At 59.2% G+C, this 16,979-nt stretch carries 16 protein-coding genes; 14 read left to right on the top strand and 2 right to left on the bottom strand.

All coding sequences use genetic code 11. From position 1 onward, the window contains the following. The first annotated feature begins 29 nt into the window (after positions 1-29). Positions 30-1,175 carry a 3-phenylpropionate MFS transporter gene (locus tag CYR55_RS11265; RefSeq protein ID WP_101816237.1) on the top strand — a complete coding sequence of 382 codons (1,146 nt, stop codon included), beginning with the start codon at positions 30-32 and terminating at the stop codon, positions 1,173-1,175. A 6-nt stretch (positions 1,176-1,181) separates the two neighbouring features. Here CYR55_RS11265 and csiE read toward each other — a convergent pair whose 3' ends face one another. After that, positions 1,182-2,462, bottom strand: a complete 1,281-nt coding sequence (gene csiE, locus CYR55_RS11270; RefSeq protein WP_101816238.1) for a stationary phase inducible protein CsiE — start codon at positions 2,460-2,462, stop codon at positions 1,182-1,184. Between the two features lie 198 nt (positions 2,463-2,660). Next, entirely contained in the window at positions 2,661-3,464 is an 804-nt protein-coding gene (gene suhB, locus CYR55_RS11275; RefSeq protein ID WP_101816239.1) for an inositol-1-monophosphatase, read from the bottom strand. Between the two features lie 120 nt (positions 3,465-3,584). Here suhB and trmJ point away from each other — a divergent pair, with 120 nt between their 5' ends. The 13 genes from trmJ (at position 3,585) to bamB (ending at position 16,914) form a co-directional block, all read left to right on the top strand. Continuing rightward, the gene (trmJ, locus tag CYR55_RS11280) at positions 3,585-4,304 is read left to right on the top strand and encodes a tRNA (cytosine(32)/uridine(32)-2'-O)-methyltransferase TrmJ (RefSeq protein ID WP_101816240.1); all 720 of its coding nucleotides are present in this window, start codon (positions 3,585-3,587) and stop codon (positions 4,302-4,304) included. Between the two features lie 178 nt (positions 4,305-4,482). Continuing rightward, positions 4,483-4,980: a Fe-S cluster assembly transcriptional regulator IscR gene (gene iscR, locus CYR55_RS11285; RefSeq protein WP_101816241.1), complete on the top strand. Its 498-nt coding sequence runs from the start codon at positions 4,483-4,485 to the stop codon at positions 4,978-4,980. 50 nt (positions 4,981-5,030) lie between these two features. Continuing rightward, positions 5,031-6,194 carry an IscS subfamily cysteine desulfurase gene (locus tag CYR55_RS11290; RefSeq protein WP_101816242.1) on the top strand — a complete coding sequence of 388 codons (1,164 nt, stop codon included), beginning with the start codon at positions 5,031-5,033 and terminating at the stop codon, positions 6,192-6,194. A gap of 222 nt (positions 6,195-6,416) precedes the next feature. After that, entirely contained in the window at positions 6,417-7,688 is a 1,272-nt protein-coding gene (pepB, locus tag CYR55_RS11295; protein WP_420912733.1) for an aminopeptidase PepB, read from the top strand. A 119-nt stretch (positions 7,689-7,807) separates the two neighbouring features. Beyond that, a complete protein-coding gene (gene sseB, locus CYR55_RS11300; protein ID WP_101816243.1) occupies positions 7,808-8,638 on the top strand; it encodes an enhanced serine sensitivity protein SseB in 831 nt (276 codons plus the stop codon). Between the two features lie 201 nt (positions 8,639-8,839). Continuing rightward, positions 8,840-9,271, top strand: coding sequence for a nucleoside-diphosphate kinase (ndk, locus tag CYR55_RS11305; protein WP_072930234.1), 432 nt, complete (start codon positions 8,840-8,842; stop codon positions 9,269-9,271). Positions 9,272-9,480: 209 nt separating this feature from the next. After that, positions 9,481-10,677, top strand: a complete 1,197-nt coding sequence (gene rlmN, locus CYR55_RS11310; protein ID WP_277622328.1) for a dual-specificity RNA methyltransferase RlmN — start codon at positions 9,481-9,483, stop codon at positions 10,675-10,677. Between the two features lie 114 nt (positions 10,678-10,791). Next, positions 10,792-11,553, top strand: coding sequence for a type IV pilus biogenesis/stability protein PilW (gene pilW / locus CYR55_RS11315; protein ID WP_101816319.1), 762 nt, complete (start codon positions 10,792-10,794; stop codon positions 11,551-11,553). Next, positions 11,543-12,511 carry a cytoskeleton protein RodZ gene (rodZ, locus tag CYR55_RS11320; RefSeq protein WP_101816245.1) on the top strand — a complete coding sequence of 323 codons (969 nt, stop codon included), beginning with the start codon at positions 11,543-11,545 and terminating at the stop codon, positions 12,509-12,511. Before pilW ends, rodZ begins: the two co-directional genes overlap by 11 nt. Before the next feature lie 44 nt (positions 12,512-12,555). Continuing rightward, a complete protein-coding gene (gene ispG, locus CYR55_RS11325; protein ID WP_101816246.1) occupies positions 12,556-13,677 on the top strand; it encodes a flavodoxin-dependent (E)-4-hydroxy-3-methylbut-2-enyl-diphosphate synthase in 1,122 nt (373 codons plus the stop codon). A gap of 136 nt (positions 13,678-13,813) precedes the next feature. Continuing rightward, the gene (gene hisS / locus CYR55_RS11330) at positions 13,814-15,088 is read left to right on the top strand and encodes a histidine--tRNA ligase (protein ID WP_101816247.1); all 1,275 of its coding nucleotides are present in this window, start codon (positions 13,814-13,816) and stop codon (positions 15,086-15,088) included. Positions 15,089-15,101: 13 nt separating this feature from the next. Continuing rightward, the gene (locus tag CYR55_RS11335) at positions 15,102-15,722 is read left to right on the top strand and encodes a YfgM family protein (RefSeq protein WP_101816248.1); all 621 of its coding nucleotides are present in this window, start codon (positions 15,102-15,104) and stop codon (positions 15,720-15,722) included. Positions 15,723-15,732: 10 nt separating this feature from the next. After that, on the top strand, positions 15,733-16,914 hold the full coding sequence (bamB, locus tag CYR55_RS11340; RefSeq protein ID WP_101816249.1) for an outer membrane protein assembly factor BamB: 1,182 nt from the start codon (positions 15,733-15,735) through the stop codon (positions 16,912-16,914). The last annotated feature ends 65 nt before the right edge of the window (positions 16,915-16,979 follow it).

The raw sequence follows: 16,979 nt of genomic DNA on the forward strand, positions 1-16,979 counted from the left end.
TACCGGCTCTGCATGTTATCGGAGATACCATGGTTTTGCCTTCCTCATACTGGCTGGGACTCAGCTACTTCACCTACTTCTTCGCTTACGGCATCTTTTTGCCGTTTTTTGCTACCTGGCTGAAGGGCGAGGGGCTGGACGCCCAGGCCATCGGGCTGCTGCTGGGCACCGGGATGGTGGCCCGCTTCTCCGGCACTTTGCTGCTGGCCCCGGCGGTAAAACAGGCCTCCCAGCTGGTTGCGGCACTGCGCCTGATCGCGTTGCTGGCGCTGGTCTGTTGCGTTGGCTTCTGGTTTGGCACCGGCTGGGCCTGGCTGATGCTGGTGATGGCGGGGTTTAACCTTTTCTTTGGCCCGCTGGTACCGATGAGTGACGCGCTGGCCGGCACCTGGCAGCGGCAAATCGCCCTGGATTACGGCAAGGTGCGGGTCTGGGGATCGCTGGCGTTTGTGATTGGCTCCGCCTTTACCGGCAAGATGATTGCCGTATTCGGGCATGACGCCATTCTGGCAGCCCTGACGGCCGGGCTTGCCGCCATGCTGCTCGGGATGTTGCTGCGGCCGGCCGTGATGCCGCAGGCCGACCCCCAGGCCGCCGGCAACGGCGCGATCCCATGGCGGGCGCTGTTACGCCAGCCACCGGTGCGCCAATTCCTGCTGTGTGTGACGCTGTTACAGGCGGCGCATGCGGGCTATTACAGCTTCAGTGCGCTTTACTGGCAGGAGGCGGGTTATCCGGCATCTGTGGTGGGCTATCTCTGGTCATTGGGGGTCGTAGCGGAAGTGCTGGTGTTTACCTTCAGCCGCCCGCTTTTCTCCCGCTGGAGCGCCCGTAACCTGTTGCTGCTTTCCGCCTGTTGCGGGGTGGTGCGCTGGGCGCTGATGGGCAGCTTTATTGCCCTGCCGTGGCTGGTGGTGATGCAGCTCCTGCATTGCGGCAGTTTCACGGTGTGCCACCTGGCAGCCATGCGCTTTATCTCTGCGCGTGAGCCGCGTGAGGTGATTCGTTTGCAGGCGGCCTATTCGGCGCTGGCGATGGGCGGCGGAATTGCGGTAATGACGGTGGTGGCCGGTTTCCTGTTCCAGCATATTCACCAGCAGGTGTTCTGGGTGATGGCGCTGGTGGCGTTTCCGGCCATTTTTCTGCGCCCGAAGGTGCAGGCCATAGGGCATTGAGCCGCCTCAGGGGCTTTCCAGCAAGGCGCGGATCTGCATGCGTTGCGCTTTCTCCAGCGGCAGTTCCACATGCAGAATCGGCAGGGTGATCGCCGGTTCATCGGCCGGGTAGGGGGTGATCACCAGCGTCACCCCCTGCGGCGGCCCCTGGTGCAGGAAGTGCGACAGCGGCAGGTATTTCACGGAAAGCGGCAGCAGGGTTGCTTCACGGATATGGTATTCCACCGCCGTCTCCAGCGCCGGGTTGCCGTTGGTCAGCAGCAGCACCTGCTTCTCCTGCAATTCGTTACCCTGCATCAGCCAGGCCCCGAAGCAGATGGTAATGAGCCCGGCCTCTTCCGGCGAAAGGCGCAAATCATAAGCTGCTTCAAACGCCTCCAGCGCTTCCAGTGTGGTGCGCATCAGCCGTGGGTACATGCGCGTCACCTCTTCCAGTAACGTATGATCGATGCCGATATCAAACCGGCACCGCTCAATCGCCGCCCCCAGATGAGTAAACAGCTGACCGGCCAGCCCCTCGCGGCTGCTGAAGCTCATACCGGCAATCTGCTGGAAGCGCGCGATCAACCGGTGAACCTCCTCCTGCAATTGCCGGTCTTCCGGCGAATCATTGTTGTCATAACGGTGGGTTTTCAACAGGGTAAACAGCAGGGTCAGGAAGTCACGCTCAGCCTCACAGGGGGGCAGGGTGAAGCGCTCGGTCAGCGCACCGGCCAGGTAGTGTGCAGCGTCATACTCACTTTTCTGCCGCAGCCATGCCAGCTGGTGGGGGGTAAAATCAGGGTGGCAGAGCTGGTGGTGGCGGTTCAGGCAATATTTGATAAACAGGCAGAGGAAGTGCCGGTCGCGGGTGTTGACCGGGCGCCGCAGCCGTACTTCTGCCTGCTCAATCAGGGTGTGCAGCAACTGGTCGGTCTCATCGGCTTCGGCCTGATGAAAAAGGGCCAGCCCCTGATGCAGGGCCAGTGCCGCCTGCTGGGTGGTAAAGTCAGGTGAAATGCGTAAAGCACGCCGTAACCAGTGAAAAAAGCATAAACGCTGGTTAAGTGAGGTGCCGGCAATGCGGCAGGTTTCTGCCCCATCGAGTACCAGATCCAGATGGTGAAAACGCTGGATTTCCGCGGCAACCGCAGCCACATCCCGTCGGGTTGTGGGGAGGTCAACGCCATTGATTTGGCTGATCTTCTCCAGGCGCACCGCAGGGGAGAGCGCATACAACATCAGGACGATATGGCAGCGCCGTTGTTGACCGGAGAGCTCAGGCGCAGAGGAAGTGGCCGGGCTCATGAACACCTTCTGACCGTTGCTGGGTATGGAGGTGTAAGCATAGCAAAAGGGCCGCCAGGCCGCGCCGGGCGCGCTGTTTTTTGCTCCGGCTTTGAAGCGCCATCACATTTATTGGGCCGGAACCGGGTGGCCGGGCGGGGACACAGGCAAAAAAAATGCCGCCCCGGGGGGCGGCATCACAAAATTTGTGCAGATAAATTAACGTTTCAGCGCTTCACTCAGCTCTTCACGCATGCTGCTCAACAGCGATTTCACCACACGCGGGTTACCGGCCACGATATTGCCGGAGTTGTAATGGTTATGGCCGCCCATGAAGTCGGTCACGATACCGCCCGCTTCACGTACCAGCAGCTCACCGCCGGCGAAATCCCACGGCTTCAGGCCAATCTCGAAGAAACCATCTACACGGCCGGCCGCGACATAGGCCAGATCCAGCGCGGCGGAGCCGGTGCGGCGGAAGTCTGCGCACTGGGTAAACAGTTTGCCGACCACGTTGATGTACGGGGTCGCGTGCTGTTTCATTTTGAACGGGAAACCGGTCGCCAGAATGGTGCCGTCCAGATCGCGGGCGTTGCCGCCGCGCAGGCGATAGCCGTTCAGCTGGGCGCCCTGACCGCGGGAGGCCGTAAACAGTTCGTTGCGCATAGGATCGTAAACCACGGCCACTTCAGTACGGCCTTTGATGCGTACTGCAATGGAGACCGCGAAGTGCGGCAGACGTTTGATGAAGTTGGTGGTGCCATCCAGTGGGTCGATAATCCATTGTACATCCAGGTCTTCGCCGATCAGTTCACCGCACTCTTCAGAGATGATGGTGTGCTGTGGGTAGGAGCGGCGGATCACGTCGATAATCAGGTGCTCAGCGTCACGATCAACGTTAGTAACAAAATCATTGGTGCCTTTCTGGCTCGCTTCAACAGCGTCCGGGGTTTCGTAGTTTTTGGCAATCAGGTTACCGGCCTTACGCGCAGCGCGCACGGCGATGGTGAGCATCGGATGCATGGGATATCTTCCAACTAGGATGTTAAAGAACGGGAAACGGCGCGCAGTATAGCAGGGCTTCTGAAAAATACCTACGGTTGTGTTAGCATGGCCCGATTTTCCGCAACCTTCAGAGTTCGTATGCTGCACAATATCCGCATTGTCCTGGTTGAAACTTCTCATACCGGTAACATGGGCTCCACCGCCCGTGCCATGAAAACCATGGGCCTCACCAATCTTTATCTGGTAAACCCGCTGGTAAAACCCGACTCGCAGGCGATCTCCCTGGCCGCCGGTGCCAGTGATGTCATCGGTAACGCCACCATCGTTGATACCCTGGACGAGGCGCTGGCCGGTTGCAGTCTGGTGGTCGGCACCAGCGCCCGCTCACGCACTCTGCCGTGGCCGATGCTGGAGCCGCGCGAATGTGGCGTCAAATGCTCACAAGCCGCCGAAAGCGCCCCGGTTGCGCTGGTGTTTGGCCGCGAGCGCGTGGGCCTTACCAACGAAGAACTTCAGAAATGTAACTACCATGTCTGCATCCCGGCCAATCCGGAATACAGCTCGCTGAACCTGGCGATGGCTGTACAGCTGATTGCCTATGAAGTCCGCGTGGCGTGGCTCGACCAGCAGCAACGCGGCCAGGCACCGGTGCCGGAAGAAGCCTACCCGCTGGTGGACGATCTGGAGCGTTTTTACGGCCACCTGGAACAGGTATTGTTGCAGACCGGCTTTATCCGCCCGCAGCACCCCGGGCAGGTGATGAGCCGCCTGCGTCGCCTGTTTACCCGTGCGCGGCCGGAGACGCAGGAGTTGAATATCCTGCGCGGCATCCTGACGTCCATCGAGAAAAAGCAGTAAGCAGAATAGCCCGTTGAAAAATAAAAGGTTCAGCGGGCGTGTTAATTTTGGCTCAGGATGAAATGCTGTTTCGGCTTTAATACTTGACTGTTTCAGTAGGGTAAATAGTTGACTGAAATACTCGGGAATGGCAGACTCTTGGCCATATTTCACCCCCTATTTACAGGTAAGATTAGCCATGAGACTGACTTCTAAGGGTCGTTATGCAGTAACCGCTATGCTGGACGTAGCATTACATTCCCAGGACGGGCCGGTGCCGTTAGCCGATATTTCTGAGCGTCAGGGCATTTCGCTCTCCTACCTGGAACAGCTTTTCTCCCGCCTGCGTAAAAATGGCCTGGTGGCCAGCGTGCGCGGCCCGGGCGGTGGTTACCTGCTGGGCAAAGATGTGGCGGAAATCGCCGTTGGCGCCGTAATCACTGCGGTAGACGAATCCATCGACGCGACCCGTTGCCAGGGCAAAGAAGGCTGCCAGGGTGGCGACCGTTGCCTGACCCATACCCTCTGGCGCGACCTGAGCGAGCGCATCAGCGGCTTCCTGAATAACATCACGCTGGCTGAACTGGTCAACAACCAGGAAGTGCTGGACGTGGCTGACCGCCAGAACCATGAAACCCGCCGTCTGCCTGCCAATAGCCGTCCGCAAGAAGCGATCAATGTAAACCTGCGTTCGTAATCCGGACGCGTTACACTGACGTTTTACGTGATGTACGGAGTTGAAGAGTAATGAAATTACCGATTTATCTGGATTATGCGGCCACCACGCCGGTTGACCCGCGTGTGGCTGAAAAGATGATGCAGTGCCTGACTCTCGACGGTACTTTCGGTAACCCGGCCTCCCGCTCGCACCGCTTCGGCTGGCAGGCGGAAGAGGCAGTGGATGTCGCCCGGAATAACATTGCCGAACTGATTGGTGCCGATCCGCGTGAGATCGTCTTTACCTCCGGTGCCACCGAATCCGATAACCTGGCGATCAAGGGCGCAGCCCATGCAAATCAGGAAAAGGGCCGGCATATCATCACCAGCGTGACTGAGCACAAAGCCGTGCTGGACACCTGTCAACAGCTCGAACAGGAAGGGTTCGAGGTCACCTATCTGACGCCGCAACCCAACGGCCTGATTGACCTGGATGACCTGGCCGCCGCCCTGCGTGACGACACCATTCTCGTCTCCATCATGCACGTCAATAATGAGATTGGTGTAGTGCAGGATGTGGCCGCCATCGGCGAGCTGTGCCGCAGCCGCGGGATCATTTTCCATGTGGATGCCACCCAGAGCGTCGGCAAATTGCCGATTGACCTGAGCGAGCTCAGTATTGACCTGATGTCGTTCTCCGGCCATAAAATTTACGGCCCGAAAGGCATCGGCGGCCTCTACGTGCGCCGTAAACCGCGCATCCGGATTGAAGCCCAGATGCACGGCGGCGGCCATGAGCGCGGCATGCGTTCCGGCACCCTGCCGGTGCACCAGATTGTCGGCATGGGCGAGGCGTACCGCATTGCCAACGCCGAGATGGCTGCGGAAGGTGAGCGCCTGCGCGGCCTGCGTGACCGCCTGTGGCATGGCCTGAGTGAAATTGACGGCGTCAGCCTGAACGGCTCGCTGGAGCACGGGGTGCCGAACATCCTGAACGTCAGCTTCAGCCACGTGGACGGGGAATCCCTGATCATGGCGCTGAAAGATCTGGCGCTCTCATCCGGTTCTGCCTGTACCTCTGCCAGCCTGGAGCCCTCCTATGTGTTGCGGGCGCTGGGGCTGAATGACGAGCTGGCGCACAGCTCGCTGCGTTTCTCGGCCGGGCGCTTCACCACCGAAGACGAGATTGATTACGCCGTCGCGCTGGTGCGCAAGTCAGTTGATCGCCTGCGCCATCTCTCCGGCGCGGCCTGATACGGCACATGTTGCCACCTCACCGGGTAAAAACTGCTGGCAGCGATCTGCCGGGTCTGGTTAGATAAAGCGGAATGACTAGCATACGGGCTGCCATAAGGTGGCCCGATTTGTTTATGGTTCGCCGCATCACGGCATAGGTCCGGTTCCGGGCCTACCCTGACAATGAGAACAACAATCAGGAGTTTCGTTATGACCGCAGACACGATGGCAACAGATGTCATGCCTCTCTTTCTTTCATCCCAGCCTGCCGACGCCCGCTGGGGTGACAATGCCCTGCTGAGCACCGGCAATGAGGGCATGACAGTGCATGCCGCTACATTGGTCTCGATTCAACGCGCCGCGCGCCGGATTGACGGGCAGGGCATTAAGAAGGTCAGACTGGCCGGTGAGGGCTGGGATCTGGAGAACAGCTGGGCCTTCTGGCAAGGTTTCCGTGGCCCGAAAGGCCAGCGCAGCATTGAATGGGCTGACCTTGAGCAGACCGATCGCGAGGAATTGGATCGCCGCCTGACGATCATTGACTGGGTGCGTGACACCATTAACCTGCCGGCCGAAGATCTGGGGCCGGAAGCGCTGGCCCGCCGCGCCGTTGACCTGCTGTGCCAGTATGGCGGCGAGCACGTCACCTACCGCATCACCAAAGGGGATGACCTGCGCGAGCAGAATTATGCGGGCCTGCATATTGTCGGCCGTGGCTCTGAGCGCCCGCCGGTGCTGCTGGTGCTCGACTATAACCCGTCCGGGGATGAGAGCGCGCCGGTCTATGCCTGCCTGGTGGGGAAAGGCATCACCTTTGACACCGGCGGCTACAGCCTGAAACAGAGCGCCTTTATGGACTCAATGAAGTCTGACATGGGCGGCGCAGCCACCGTGACCGGCGCGCTGGCCCTGGCGGCCGCCCGCGGCCTGACGCAGCGCGTTAAGCTCTACCTCTGCTGTGCGGACAACATGGTCAGCGGCAACGCCTTTAAGCTTGGCGACATTATCCACTACCGTAACGGCAAAACCGTGGAAGTGATGAACACCGATGCAGAAGGGCGCCTGGTGCTGGCTGATGGCCTGATTGACGCCTCTGAGCAGCAGCCGCAACTTTTGATCGACTGCGCGACCCTGACCGGGGCCGCCAAAACCGCGCTGGGCAATGATTACCATGCGCTGTTCAGCTTCGATGATGCACTAGCCACCGATCTGCTGGCGAGTGCCGGGCAGGAGCAGGAGCCGTTCTGGCGACTGCCGCTGGCGGAATTCCACCGCAGCCAGTTGCCGTCCAATTTTGCCGATCTGAACAACGTGGCCGGCCCAAGCTACACCGCCGGGGCCAGCACCGCTGCCGCGTTCCTGTCTCACTTTGTGCAGAACTACCGGCAGGGCTGGCTGCATATCGACTGCTCCGCCACCTACCGCAAAGGCGCGGTGGATCAGTGGTCGGCAGGCGCGACCGGGCTGGGCGTCCGTACCCTGGCGAACCTGCTGCTGAGCAAAGCACAGTAACCGGCAGCACATTCCCGGTATAATGACGTGACCAGGTATCACGGGGCGGCCTGGCTGCCCCGTTTTTTTATGGTTTTATCTTGTTGCAGAGCCGTTCCGGCTTGTTGAGGGAGTAACGTATGAGCACACCGTCTTTTGATCCCACCGATACTACGCAGGGAAGTGAACTGGAGCAGCTACTGATGCAGGCCGTCAGCGAACCGGCACAGCGCCCGGCGTTCTACCGGGCGCTGATGGACGCCACCGTGCTGGTACTGACTGACAATCAGGCCCCGGAGGGCGAGGTGGTGCTGGACGCCGGCAGCCCGCTGAGCCTGCAGGTCTGGGAAAAACAGGATGGCACGAATGTGCTGCCGTTCTTCAGTTCACTGGCGGCCCTGCAACGGGCGGTTGAGCGCGAGCAGCCGTTTATGGCGTTGCCGGTGCGTGTGCTGTTTGAGATGACGGAAGGCGCGGAGTTGTTCCTTAACCCGAAGAATGAGTACGGCAAAGAGTTCACCCCGCAGGAGGTGAGCCAGCTGTTGCAGGAGGGCACGGCAGGCAAACCGTTGGAGCGGGTGCTGGAAGCCGGAACAGAGTTCCTGATTGGCCAGCCGGAACACTACCCGGCCGCCATGGTGGACGCGCTCACCACGCTGTTCAGCCAGCGCAAGCCGGTGCGCCGCGCGTTTCTGGCGTTAATCCATGATAAAACCAGCGATGAACGGCCAAACCTGCTGGTGGGGCTGGAGATTGACGGTGCCTCGGAGCAGGAGATTGAACAGCTGATCCAGGAAGCCGGCAGTGTCGCCAGTGAGGCGCTGGCAGACGACGAGCCGGTGGACTTCTGTCTGGTGAATGAGAAAGAGCGCGGCATCAGCCATTACCTGATCCAGCATACCCAGGCCTTCTACCAGCGCCGCTGGGGCAGCTGGCTGCGCAATATCATTCCCTCTTCCGGCATCGCCTGACGGCAATAGCGCGGTGACAGCCTGCCAGTTGGCGAAAAATTGATAAATATGTGCATAAACAGTAGGGAATTAGCTAAAGTTATTTTAATCAAATGTTGTGTTTCCGGTAGGCAAGCGCCGTCTTGCCCCCTATAATCGGCGCCATTTCACGGCGGGCCCTTTTATGCCTGCCTCCCAGGACGACGTCAGACAGAGGTTTACATGACTATCGAACGTACTTTTTCCATGATCAAACCGAACGCAGTGGCCAAAAACGCCATTGGTTCTATCTATGCCCGTTTCGAAGCCGCTGGTTTCAAAATCGTTGCCGCTAAAATGGTTCACCTGACCCGCGAGCAGGCTGAAGGCTTCTACGCTGAGCACAAAGGCCGCCCGTTCTTCGACGGTCTGGTTGAGTTCATGACCTCTGGCCCGATCATGATGCAGGTTCTGGAAGGCGAAAACGCCGTTCAGCGTAACCGTGACATCATGGGCGCAACCAACCCGGACAACGCCCTGGCCGGTACCCTGCGTGCTGACTACGCAGACAGCTTTACCGAGAACGCCGTTCACGGTTCTGATGCGGTTGAATCTGCACAGCGTGAAATCGCGTACTTCTTCACCGAAAACGAGCTGTGCCCGCGCACCCGTTAATTGGTGAATGATAGCGAGCTGAAAGATTCATTTGCTGAAACAATTAAACGGTGACAGCAGGCTTTCCGCGATAGCATCGCTATCCTAAAATTTGTACAATACTGCGCCCCGAAGGAGCCTGCTCTCTCGGGGCGCATGTTTTCGCATCACGCCACCGGGCGGGTGCACTTCCCTTGAGCCAAAAGTGTAACAACGAGGCCGCGACATCCATGTTAGAAACAACTCCTTCTGGGCAAACCGTGTCTGAACTTTCTCAATCCTCTGCGCCCGCCGTACAAACGGTGAAACCGGCTGTGGAAAAAATTAACCTCCTCGATCTGAACCGCCAGCAAATGCGCGAATTTTTCGCCAAAATGGGGGAGAAGCCCTTCCGCGCCGACCAGGTCATGAAGTGGATGTACCACTATTGCTGCGACGATTTCGAGCAGATGACCGACATCAACAAAGTGCTGCGCGGCAAATTGCAGGCGATTGCGGAGATCCGCGCGCCGGAAGTGGTGGATGAGCAACGCTCCGCTGACGGCACCATCAAATGGGCGATTCTGGTGGGCGATCAGCGCGTTGAGACGGTCTATATCCCGGAAGAGGATCGCGCGACCCTTTGCGTCTCCTCCCAGGTAGGGTGCGCGCTCGAGTGCAAATTCTGTTCAACGGCACAGCAGGGCTTCAACCGTAACCTGCGCGTGTCAGAAATTATCGGCCAGGTCTGGCGTGCGGCCAAAATCATCGGCGCCGCGAAAGTCACCGGTCAGCGCCCGATCACCAACGTGGTGATGATGGGCATGGGCGAGCCGCTGCTCAACCTGACCAACGTCGTACCAGCGATGGAAATCATGCTGGATGACTTCGGTTTCGGCCTCTCCAAACGCCGTGTGACCCTCTCTACCTCCGGCGTGGTGCCGGCACTGGACAAACTGGGCGACATGATTGACGTCGCGCTGGCTATCTCACTGCATGCGCCGAACGACGCCATCCGCGATGAGATTGTCCCGATCAATAAAAAGTACAATATCGAGACCTTCCTGAGCGCGGTGCGCCGCTACCTGGCGAAGTCCAATGCGAATCAGGGCCGCGTTACCATTGAGTACGTGATGCTGGACCACGTCAATGATGCCACCGAGCACGCCCACGAGCTGGCCGCCGTGCTGAAAGACACGCCGTGCAAGATCAACCTGATCCCATGGAACCCCTTCCCGGGCGCACCTTATGGACGCAGCTCGAACAGTCGCGTTGATCGCTTTGCCAAAGTGTTGATGGAATATGGATTTACGACTATTGTGCGTAAGACCCGCGGTGACGATATTGACGCCGCCTGCGGCCAGTTGGCGGGTGAGGTGATCGACCGGACCAAGCGTACCCTGAAGAAGAAAATGGCAGGGGAGCCGATTTCGGTAAAAGCACTCTGAACCTGACCTGAGGGCGTGGCGCTGTGCCGCCACGCCTCCCTCTCTCAGATCGGAACGGCACGGGCAGGGCAGCCTGCCGCCGCGTTCCAGGGAATGAAACGCATGATGCTGAAAATGTTGCGGAGCACGCCGCGCTGGCTCTCTGCCGTCGTCGCGGCGGCCGTGCTGGCAGGTTGTTCAGGTTCGGGGCCGGATAACGCAGAATCTGCTACGTCGGCGTCGGTGGATACGCGCCTGCAACTGGGGCTGGGGTACCTTTCCCAGGGGAATTTGCCGGCCGCCCGGCAAAACCTTGAAAAGGCGGAGAAAGCCGCGCCGCAGGACTACCGCACCCAACTGGGAATGGCGCTTTATGCGCAGCGTGTCGGGGAAAATGATGCCGCGCAGCAACGCTATCAGGGCGCCCTGCAGCTTGCCCCGCAAAATGGCACGGTGATGAATAATTACGGTGCGTTCTTGTGTAGTTTAGGGCAGTATGTACCGGCACAACAGCAGTTTAGCGCCGCCGCGCAAGTGCCCGATTATGGGCAGGTTGCAGACAGCCTGGAGAATGCCGGCTATTGTTTCCTTAAGGCGAATCAGGACGATGAGGCGCGGGTACTCCTGGGCCGGGCACTGAAATACGATCCGGACAAAGGGGCACCCCTGCTGGCAGAGGCTGAACGGCAGTTCAGCGAAGGAAAACGCGCCCAGGCGCAGCTTTTGCTGGATGTTTATCAGCATATTTTGCCGGCCAGTGCCGACAGTTTATGGTTACAGATTCGTTTCGCCGCGCTGGATGACCGCCAGGACAAGATAGACCGTTATGGCAGGCAGTTGGCGCGAAGTTTCCCACACTCTAAACAGTACCAGCAGTTTCTCGCTAATGAATACTGAAGCCTCTCAAGAAAACATCTCCAAAACGACAGGTGAACGCCTGCGTCAAGCCCGTGAACAGCTTGGGCTGAGCCAGCAGGCCGTTGCAGAACGCCTGTGTCTGAAAGTCTCCACGGTACGTGATATCGAAGAAGATATCGCGCCGCCGGGGCTGGCCTCGACCTTCCTGCGGGGCTATATCCGCTCGTATGCCAAGCTGGTGCACATTCCTGAAGAAGAGCTGTTGCCGCTGATGGCCAAACAGGCGCCAATCCGTGCCGCGAAAGTGGCCCCGATGCAGAGCTTCTCGCTGGGGAAATCCCGTAAAAAACGCGACGGCTGGCTGATGGGGTTCACCTGGCTGGTGGTCTTTGTGGTGATTGGCCTGACCGGTGCATGGTGGTGGCAAAATCATCAGGCGCAGCAGCAGGAGATCGCCACCATGGCAGATCAATCCTCTGCCCAGCTTTCCCAGGGCGATGGTCAGTCCATTCCGCTGGGAAACGGTGACGACGCGGCCGGTGATAACAGCACCGATGCCGGCACGCCGCCGGACAGCCAGGCCGTGAACAGCGCGGCACAGCCGGCACCGGTTACCCCGGCAGCCCCTGCGGCACCGGTAGCTCAGACCCCGGCCCCGGCAGCGGTTTCGCCGTCTCAGGCCCCGGTCAATGCGCCGGTGGCTGCACCGGTCACGACGCCGGCCGACGCCCCGGCGGCAGCGCCAGCAGATGCAGGCGCGATTGTGATGAATTTCAATGCGGATTGCTGGCTGCAGGTGAATGACGCAACCGGGAAAACCCTGTTCAGCGGCATTCAGAAAAGCGGCGGTACGCTGAACCTGAACGGTACTGCGCCGTTTAAACTGAAAATCGGCGCACCGCGTGCAGTCCAGATCCAGTATCAGGGCAAGCCGGTTGATCTCAGCCAGTTCATTAAGTCAAACCGTGTTGCGCGCCTTACGCTGGCTGCTGAATAATAGGGCATCCGGCGCAATGCGCCCGCAGCAATGGAGAGCAAGACATGCATAACCAAGCACCCATAAACCGTCGAAAATCAACGCGGATTTACGTCGGGAAGGTGCCTATTGGTGATGGTGCGCCGATTGCCGTGCAATCGATGACCAACACCCGTACCACCGATGTAGAGGCCACGGTCAACCAGATTAAGTCGCTGGAACGTGTGGGCGCGGACATCGTCCGTGTTTCCGTCCCGACGATGGATGCGGCCGAAGCCTTTAAATTGATCAAGCAACAGGTCAACGTGCCGCTGGTGGCGGATATTCACTTTGACTACCGCATTGCGCTGAAAGTGGCGGAATACGGCGTGGATTGCCTGCGCATCAACCCCGGCAATATCGGCAATGAGTCCCGCATCCGTTCCGTGGTGGACTGCGCGCGTGACAAAAACATCCCTATCCGCATTGGCGTTAACGGCGGATCGCTGGAGCGGGATCTGCAGGAAAAATATGGTGAGCCGACCCCGGAGGCGCTGCTGGAGTCCGCGATGCGCCATGTGGATATCCTGGATCGCCTCAACTTCGACCAGTTCAAAGTCAGCGTAAAAGCCTCTGACGTCTTCCTGGCTGTGGAAGCTTACCGCCTGCTGGCGAAACAGATTGTGCAGCCGCTGCACCTCGGCATCACAGAGGCCGGCGGTGCGCGTGCCGGTGCGGTGAAATCCGCCATCGGCCTGGGCCTGCTGCTCTCTGAAGGCATCGGCGACACGCTGCGTATCTCGCTGGCGGCCGATCCGGTGGAAGAGATTAAAGTGGGCTTCGATATTCTCAAATCCCTGCGCATCCGTTCCCGCGGCATCAACTTCATCGCCTGCCCGACCTGTTCGCGCCAGGAGTTTGACGTGATCGGCACGGTCAACGCGCTGGAGCAGCGGCTGGAGGACATCATCACGCCGATGGATGTCTCGATCATCGGTTGTGTAGTCAACGGGCCGGGCGAGGCGCTGGTCTCGACCCTGGGCGTGACCGGCGGCCACAACAAGAGCGGCTTCTATGAAGATGGTGTGCGCCAGCGTGATCGGTTTGATAACGACCTGATGATCGATCAGCTGGAGGCCAAAATCCGCGCGAAAGCCGCGATGATGGACGAAAGCAAACGTATCGTGATCAACACGCAAACAGAGTGACATCGGTAGCGGGCGGCTCAGGCGGCCCGTTTTCTATTGAACCCGCTGGGGGCTGCCCGGCATCCTCGTTGAACCGCCGGATGCAACGCCTCTATAATCGGGTTCATTTTTTGTATTAAGACTATAGAGAACTGACGTGGCAAAGAACATTCAAGCCATTCGCGGCATGAACGACTACCTGCCGGAAGAAACGGCATTGTGGCAGCGGATTGAAGGCACCCTGAAGCAGGTGCTGGGCGGCTATGGGTACAGTGAAATCCGTCTACCGATTGTAGAGCAGACCCCGTTATTCAAACGCGCCATCGGTGAAGTTACTGATGTGGTCGAAAAAGAGATGTACACCTTTGATGACCGCAACGGCGAAAGCCTGACCTTGCGCCCGGAAGGCACCGCCGGCTGTGTGCGTGCCGGCATTGAGCATGGTCTGCTGTACAATCAGGAACAGCGCCTGTGGTATATCGGCCCGATGTTCCGCTATGAGCGTCCGCAGAAAGGGCGCTACCGCCAGTTCCACCAGCTGGGGGCGGAAGTGTTCGGCCTGCAGGGGCCGGATATTGACGCGGAGCTGATCCTGCTGACAGCGCGCTGGTGGAAAGCGCTCGGCATCGCCGATCATGTAGCGCTGGAGCTGAACTCTATCGGTTCACAGGAAGCCCGCGCCAACTACCGCGAGGCGCTGGTCGCGTTCCTGGAACAGCACAAAGAGGCGCTGGATGAGGACTGCAAACGCCGCATGTACAGCAATCCGCTGCGCGTGCTCGACTCGAAAAACCCGGACGTGCAGCGCCTGCTGAATGATGCGCCGGCGCTGGCCGACTATCTGGATGACGAGTCAAAACAACACTTTTCCGGTCTGTGTGAACTTTTAGACCAGGCCGGCATCCCATATACGGTTAATCAGCGTCTGGTTCGCGGCCTCGATTACTACAACCGCACCGTGTTCGAGTGGGTGACCACCAGCCTGGGCGCGCAGGGCACTGTGTGTGCCGGCGGCCGTTATGATGGCCTGGTAGAGCAACTCGGCGGCCGCGCCACCCCGGCGGTAGGTTTCGCCATGGGGCTGGAGCGCCTGGTGCTGTTGGTGCAGGCAGTCAACCCTGACTTTAAGGCGCCCGCTACGGTAGACGTTTACGTCATTTCGTCCGGTGCCGGTACGCAGGGTGCGGCCATGGCCCTGGCAGAACAGGTACGTGATGCCGCGCCGCAACTGCGGCTGATGACCAACTACGGCGGCGGCAACTTCAAAAAGCAATTTGCCCGCGCAGACAAGTGGGGCGCACGCGTGGCCCTGGTGCTGGGCGAGAATGAAGTGGCGGCCGGGCAGGTGGTCGTGAAAAACCTGCAAAGTGGTGAACAAGAAACGCTGGCGCAAGGCGATGTTGCCGCGCGTCTGGCAACGATGTTGGGTTAAGGAGAGGGACACCGTGGAAGTCTATACCACTGAAAACGAACAGGTTAATGCTGTGCGCCATTTCTTCTTGGAGAACGGCAAGGCATTGGCTGTTGGCGTGGTGCTGGGCATTGGTGCCCTGGTGGGGTGGCGCTACTGGCAGGGGCATCAGACAGAAGCCCTGACCGAAGCGTCAGTCTCCTACCAGAAAGCGACCGACGCGCTGATGGCGAAAAAACCGGAAGGCGTGGCGGCAACGGAACAGTTCATTCAGGCCAATGACAATAATTACGGGGCCTTTGCCGCGTTGCAACTGGCGCAGCACTTTGTTGATTTGAAAGAGTACGCCAACGCCGAGAAACAGCTGGTGAAGGCCGCCGGTCTCACCAAGGATGACAACCTGCTGCCGCTGATTTCACTGCGGATGGCCCGTCTCCAGCTTCAGCAAAACAAACTTGATGACGCGCTGAAAACACTGGATGGCGTCAAGGGCGAAAGCTGGGCGGCCATGTCACTGGATATCCGTGGCGATGTGCTGGTGCGTAAGGGAGACCTGAAAGGCGCACGTGACGCATACAGTAAAGGCATCGACTCTAAAGCTTCTCAGGCACAGCAGGCACTGCTGCGCATGAAGTTAAATAATTTGGCCAGCTAAGGGGATGCCAATGCATTTGCGTAAAACGCTCTTGGTAGGATGGGTGTCAGTTGCCCTGCTGAGTGGTTGTTCATTGTTCAACGGCGAAGAGGATGTGGTCACCATGTCCCCGCTGCCGAAAGTCGAAAACCAGTTCACACCGACCGAAGTCTGGAACAGCTCGGTAGGGGATGGTATCGGTGAGTTCTACTCCAACCTGCGCCCGGCCTGGCAAGGGACTACGGTGTTTGCGGCCGATCGTCACGGCGTAGTGAAAGCCATGGATGCCGACAGCGGCAAAGAGATCTGGAAAGCCGATCTCTCTGAGAAAACCGGCTTCTTCTCCAGCAACCGTTCAGCGCTGTTGTCTGGTGGCGTTACCGCCTCCGGTGACCACGTCTATGTGGGCAGTGAGCGCGCAGTGGTTTATGCCCTGAACAGTAACGACGGTAAAATTGCCTGGCAGACCAGTGTCGCCGGTGAGGCTGTCTCGCGCCCGGTCGTCAGTGACGGCCTGGTGCTGGTGCACACCAGCAACGGTATGTTGCAGGGCCTGAGCGAAAGCGACGGCAAAGTCCAGTGGACGGTTAACCTGGATATGCCGTCCCTTTCCCTGCGTGGCGAGTCTGCGCCGGTTACCGCTTTTGGTGCCGCGATTGTTGGCGGTGATAACGGCCGCGTCAGCGCAGTGCTGATGAAAGAAGGGCAGATGATCTGGCAACAGCGCATCTCCCAGCCAAGCGGCGCGACCGAAATCGATCGCCTGAACGACGTGGACACCACGCCGGTAGTGGTTGAAGGGGTGGTATACGCGCTGGGTTACAACGGTAACCTGACGGCGCTGGATCTGCGCTCCGGCCAGATCATCTGGAAACGTGAAGTCGGCTCCGTGAGCGATTTCATCGTGGACGCCGGCCGCATCTTTGTGGTGGACCAGAATGACCGCGTGATGGCCCTCAACACCCAGGGCGGCGTAAGCCTGTGGCGCCAGAGCGATCTGCTGCACCGCAACCTTACCGCACCGGTGTTGTATAATGGTTATCTGGTCGTGGGGGACAGCGAAGGCTACCTGCACTGGCTCAATACCGATGATGGCCGTTTCGTGGCCCAGCAGAAAGTGGACAGCTCCGGCTTCCTGAGCGCGCCGATTGTGGCGAGCGATAAATTGCTGATCCAGGCGAAAAGCGGTGACGTTTACGCGTTCACCCGCTAACATCCGGTAACATATCCTGAGCCGCCCCGGTGGCTCTTTAACGGCTCCTGATATTCAGGGGCCGT

Source organism: Chimaeribacter californicus (assembly GCF_002858675.1).
Lineage (GTDB): Bacteria > Pseudomonadota > Gammaproteobacteria > Enterobacterales > Enterobacteriaceae > Chimaeribacter > Chimaeribacter californicus.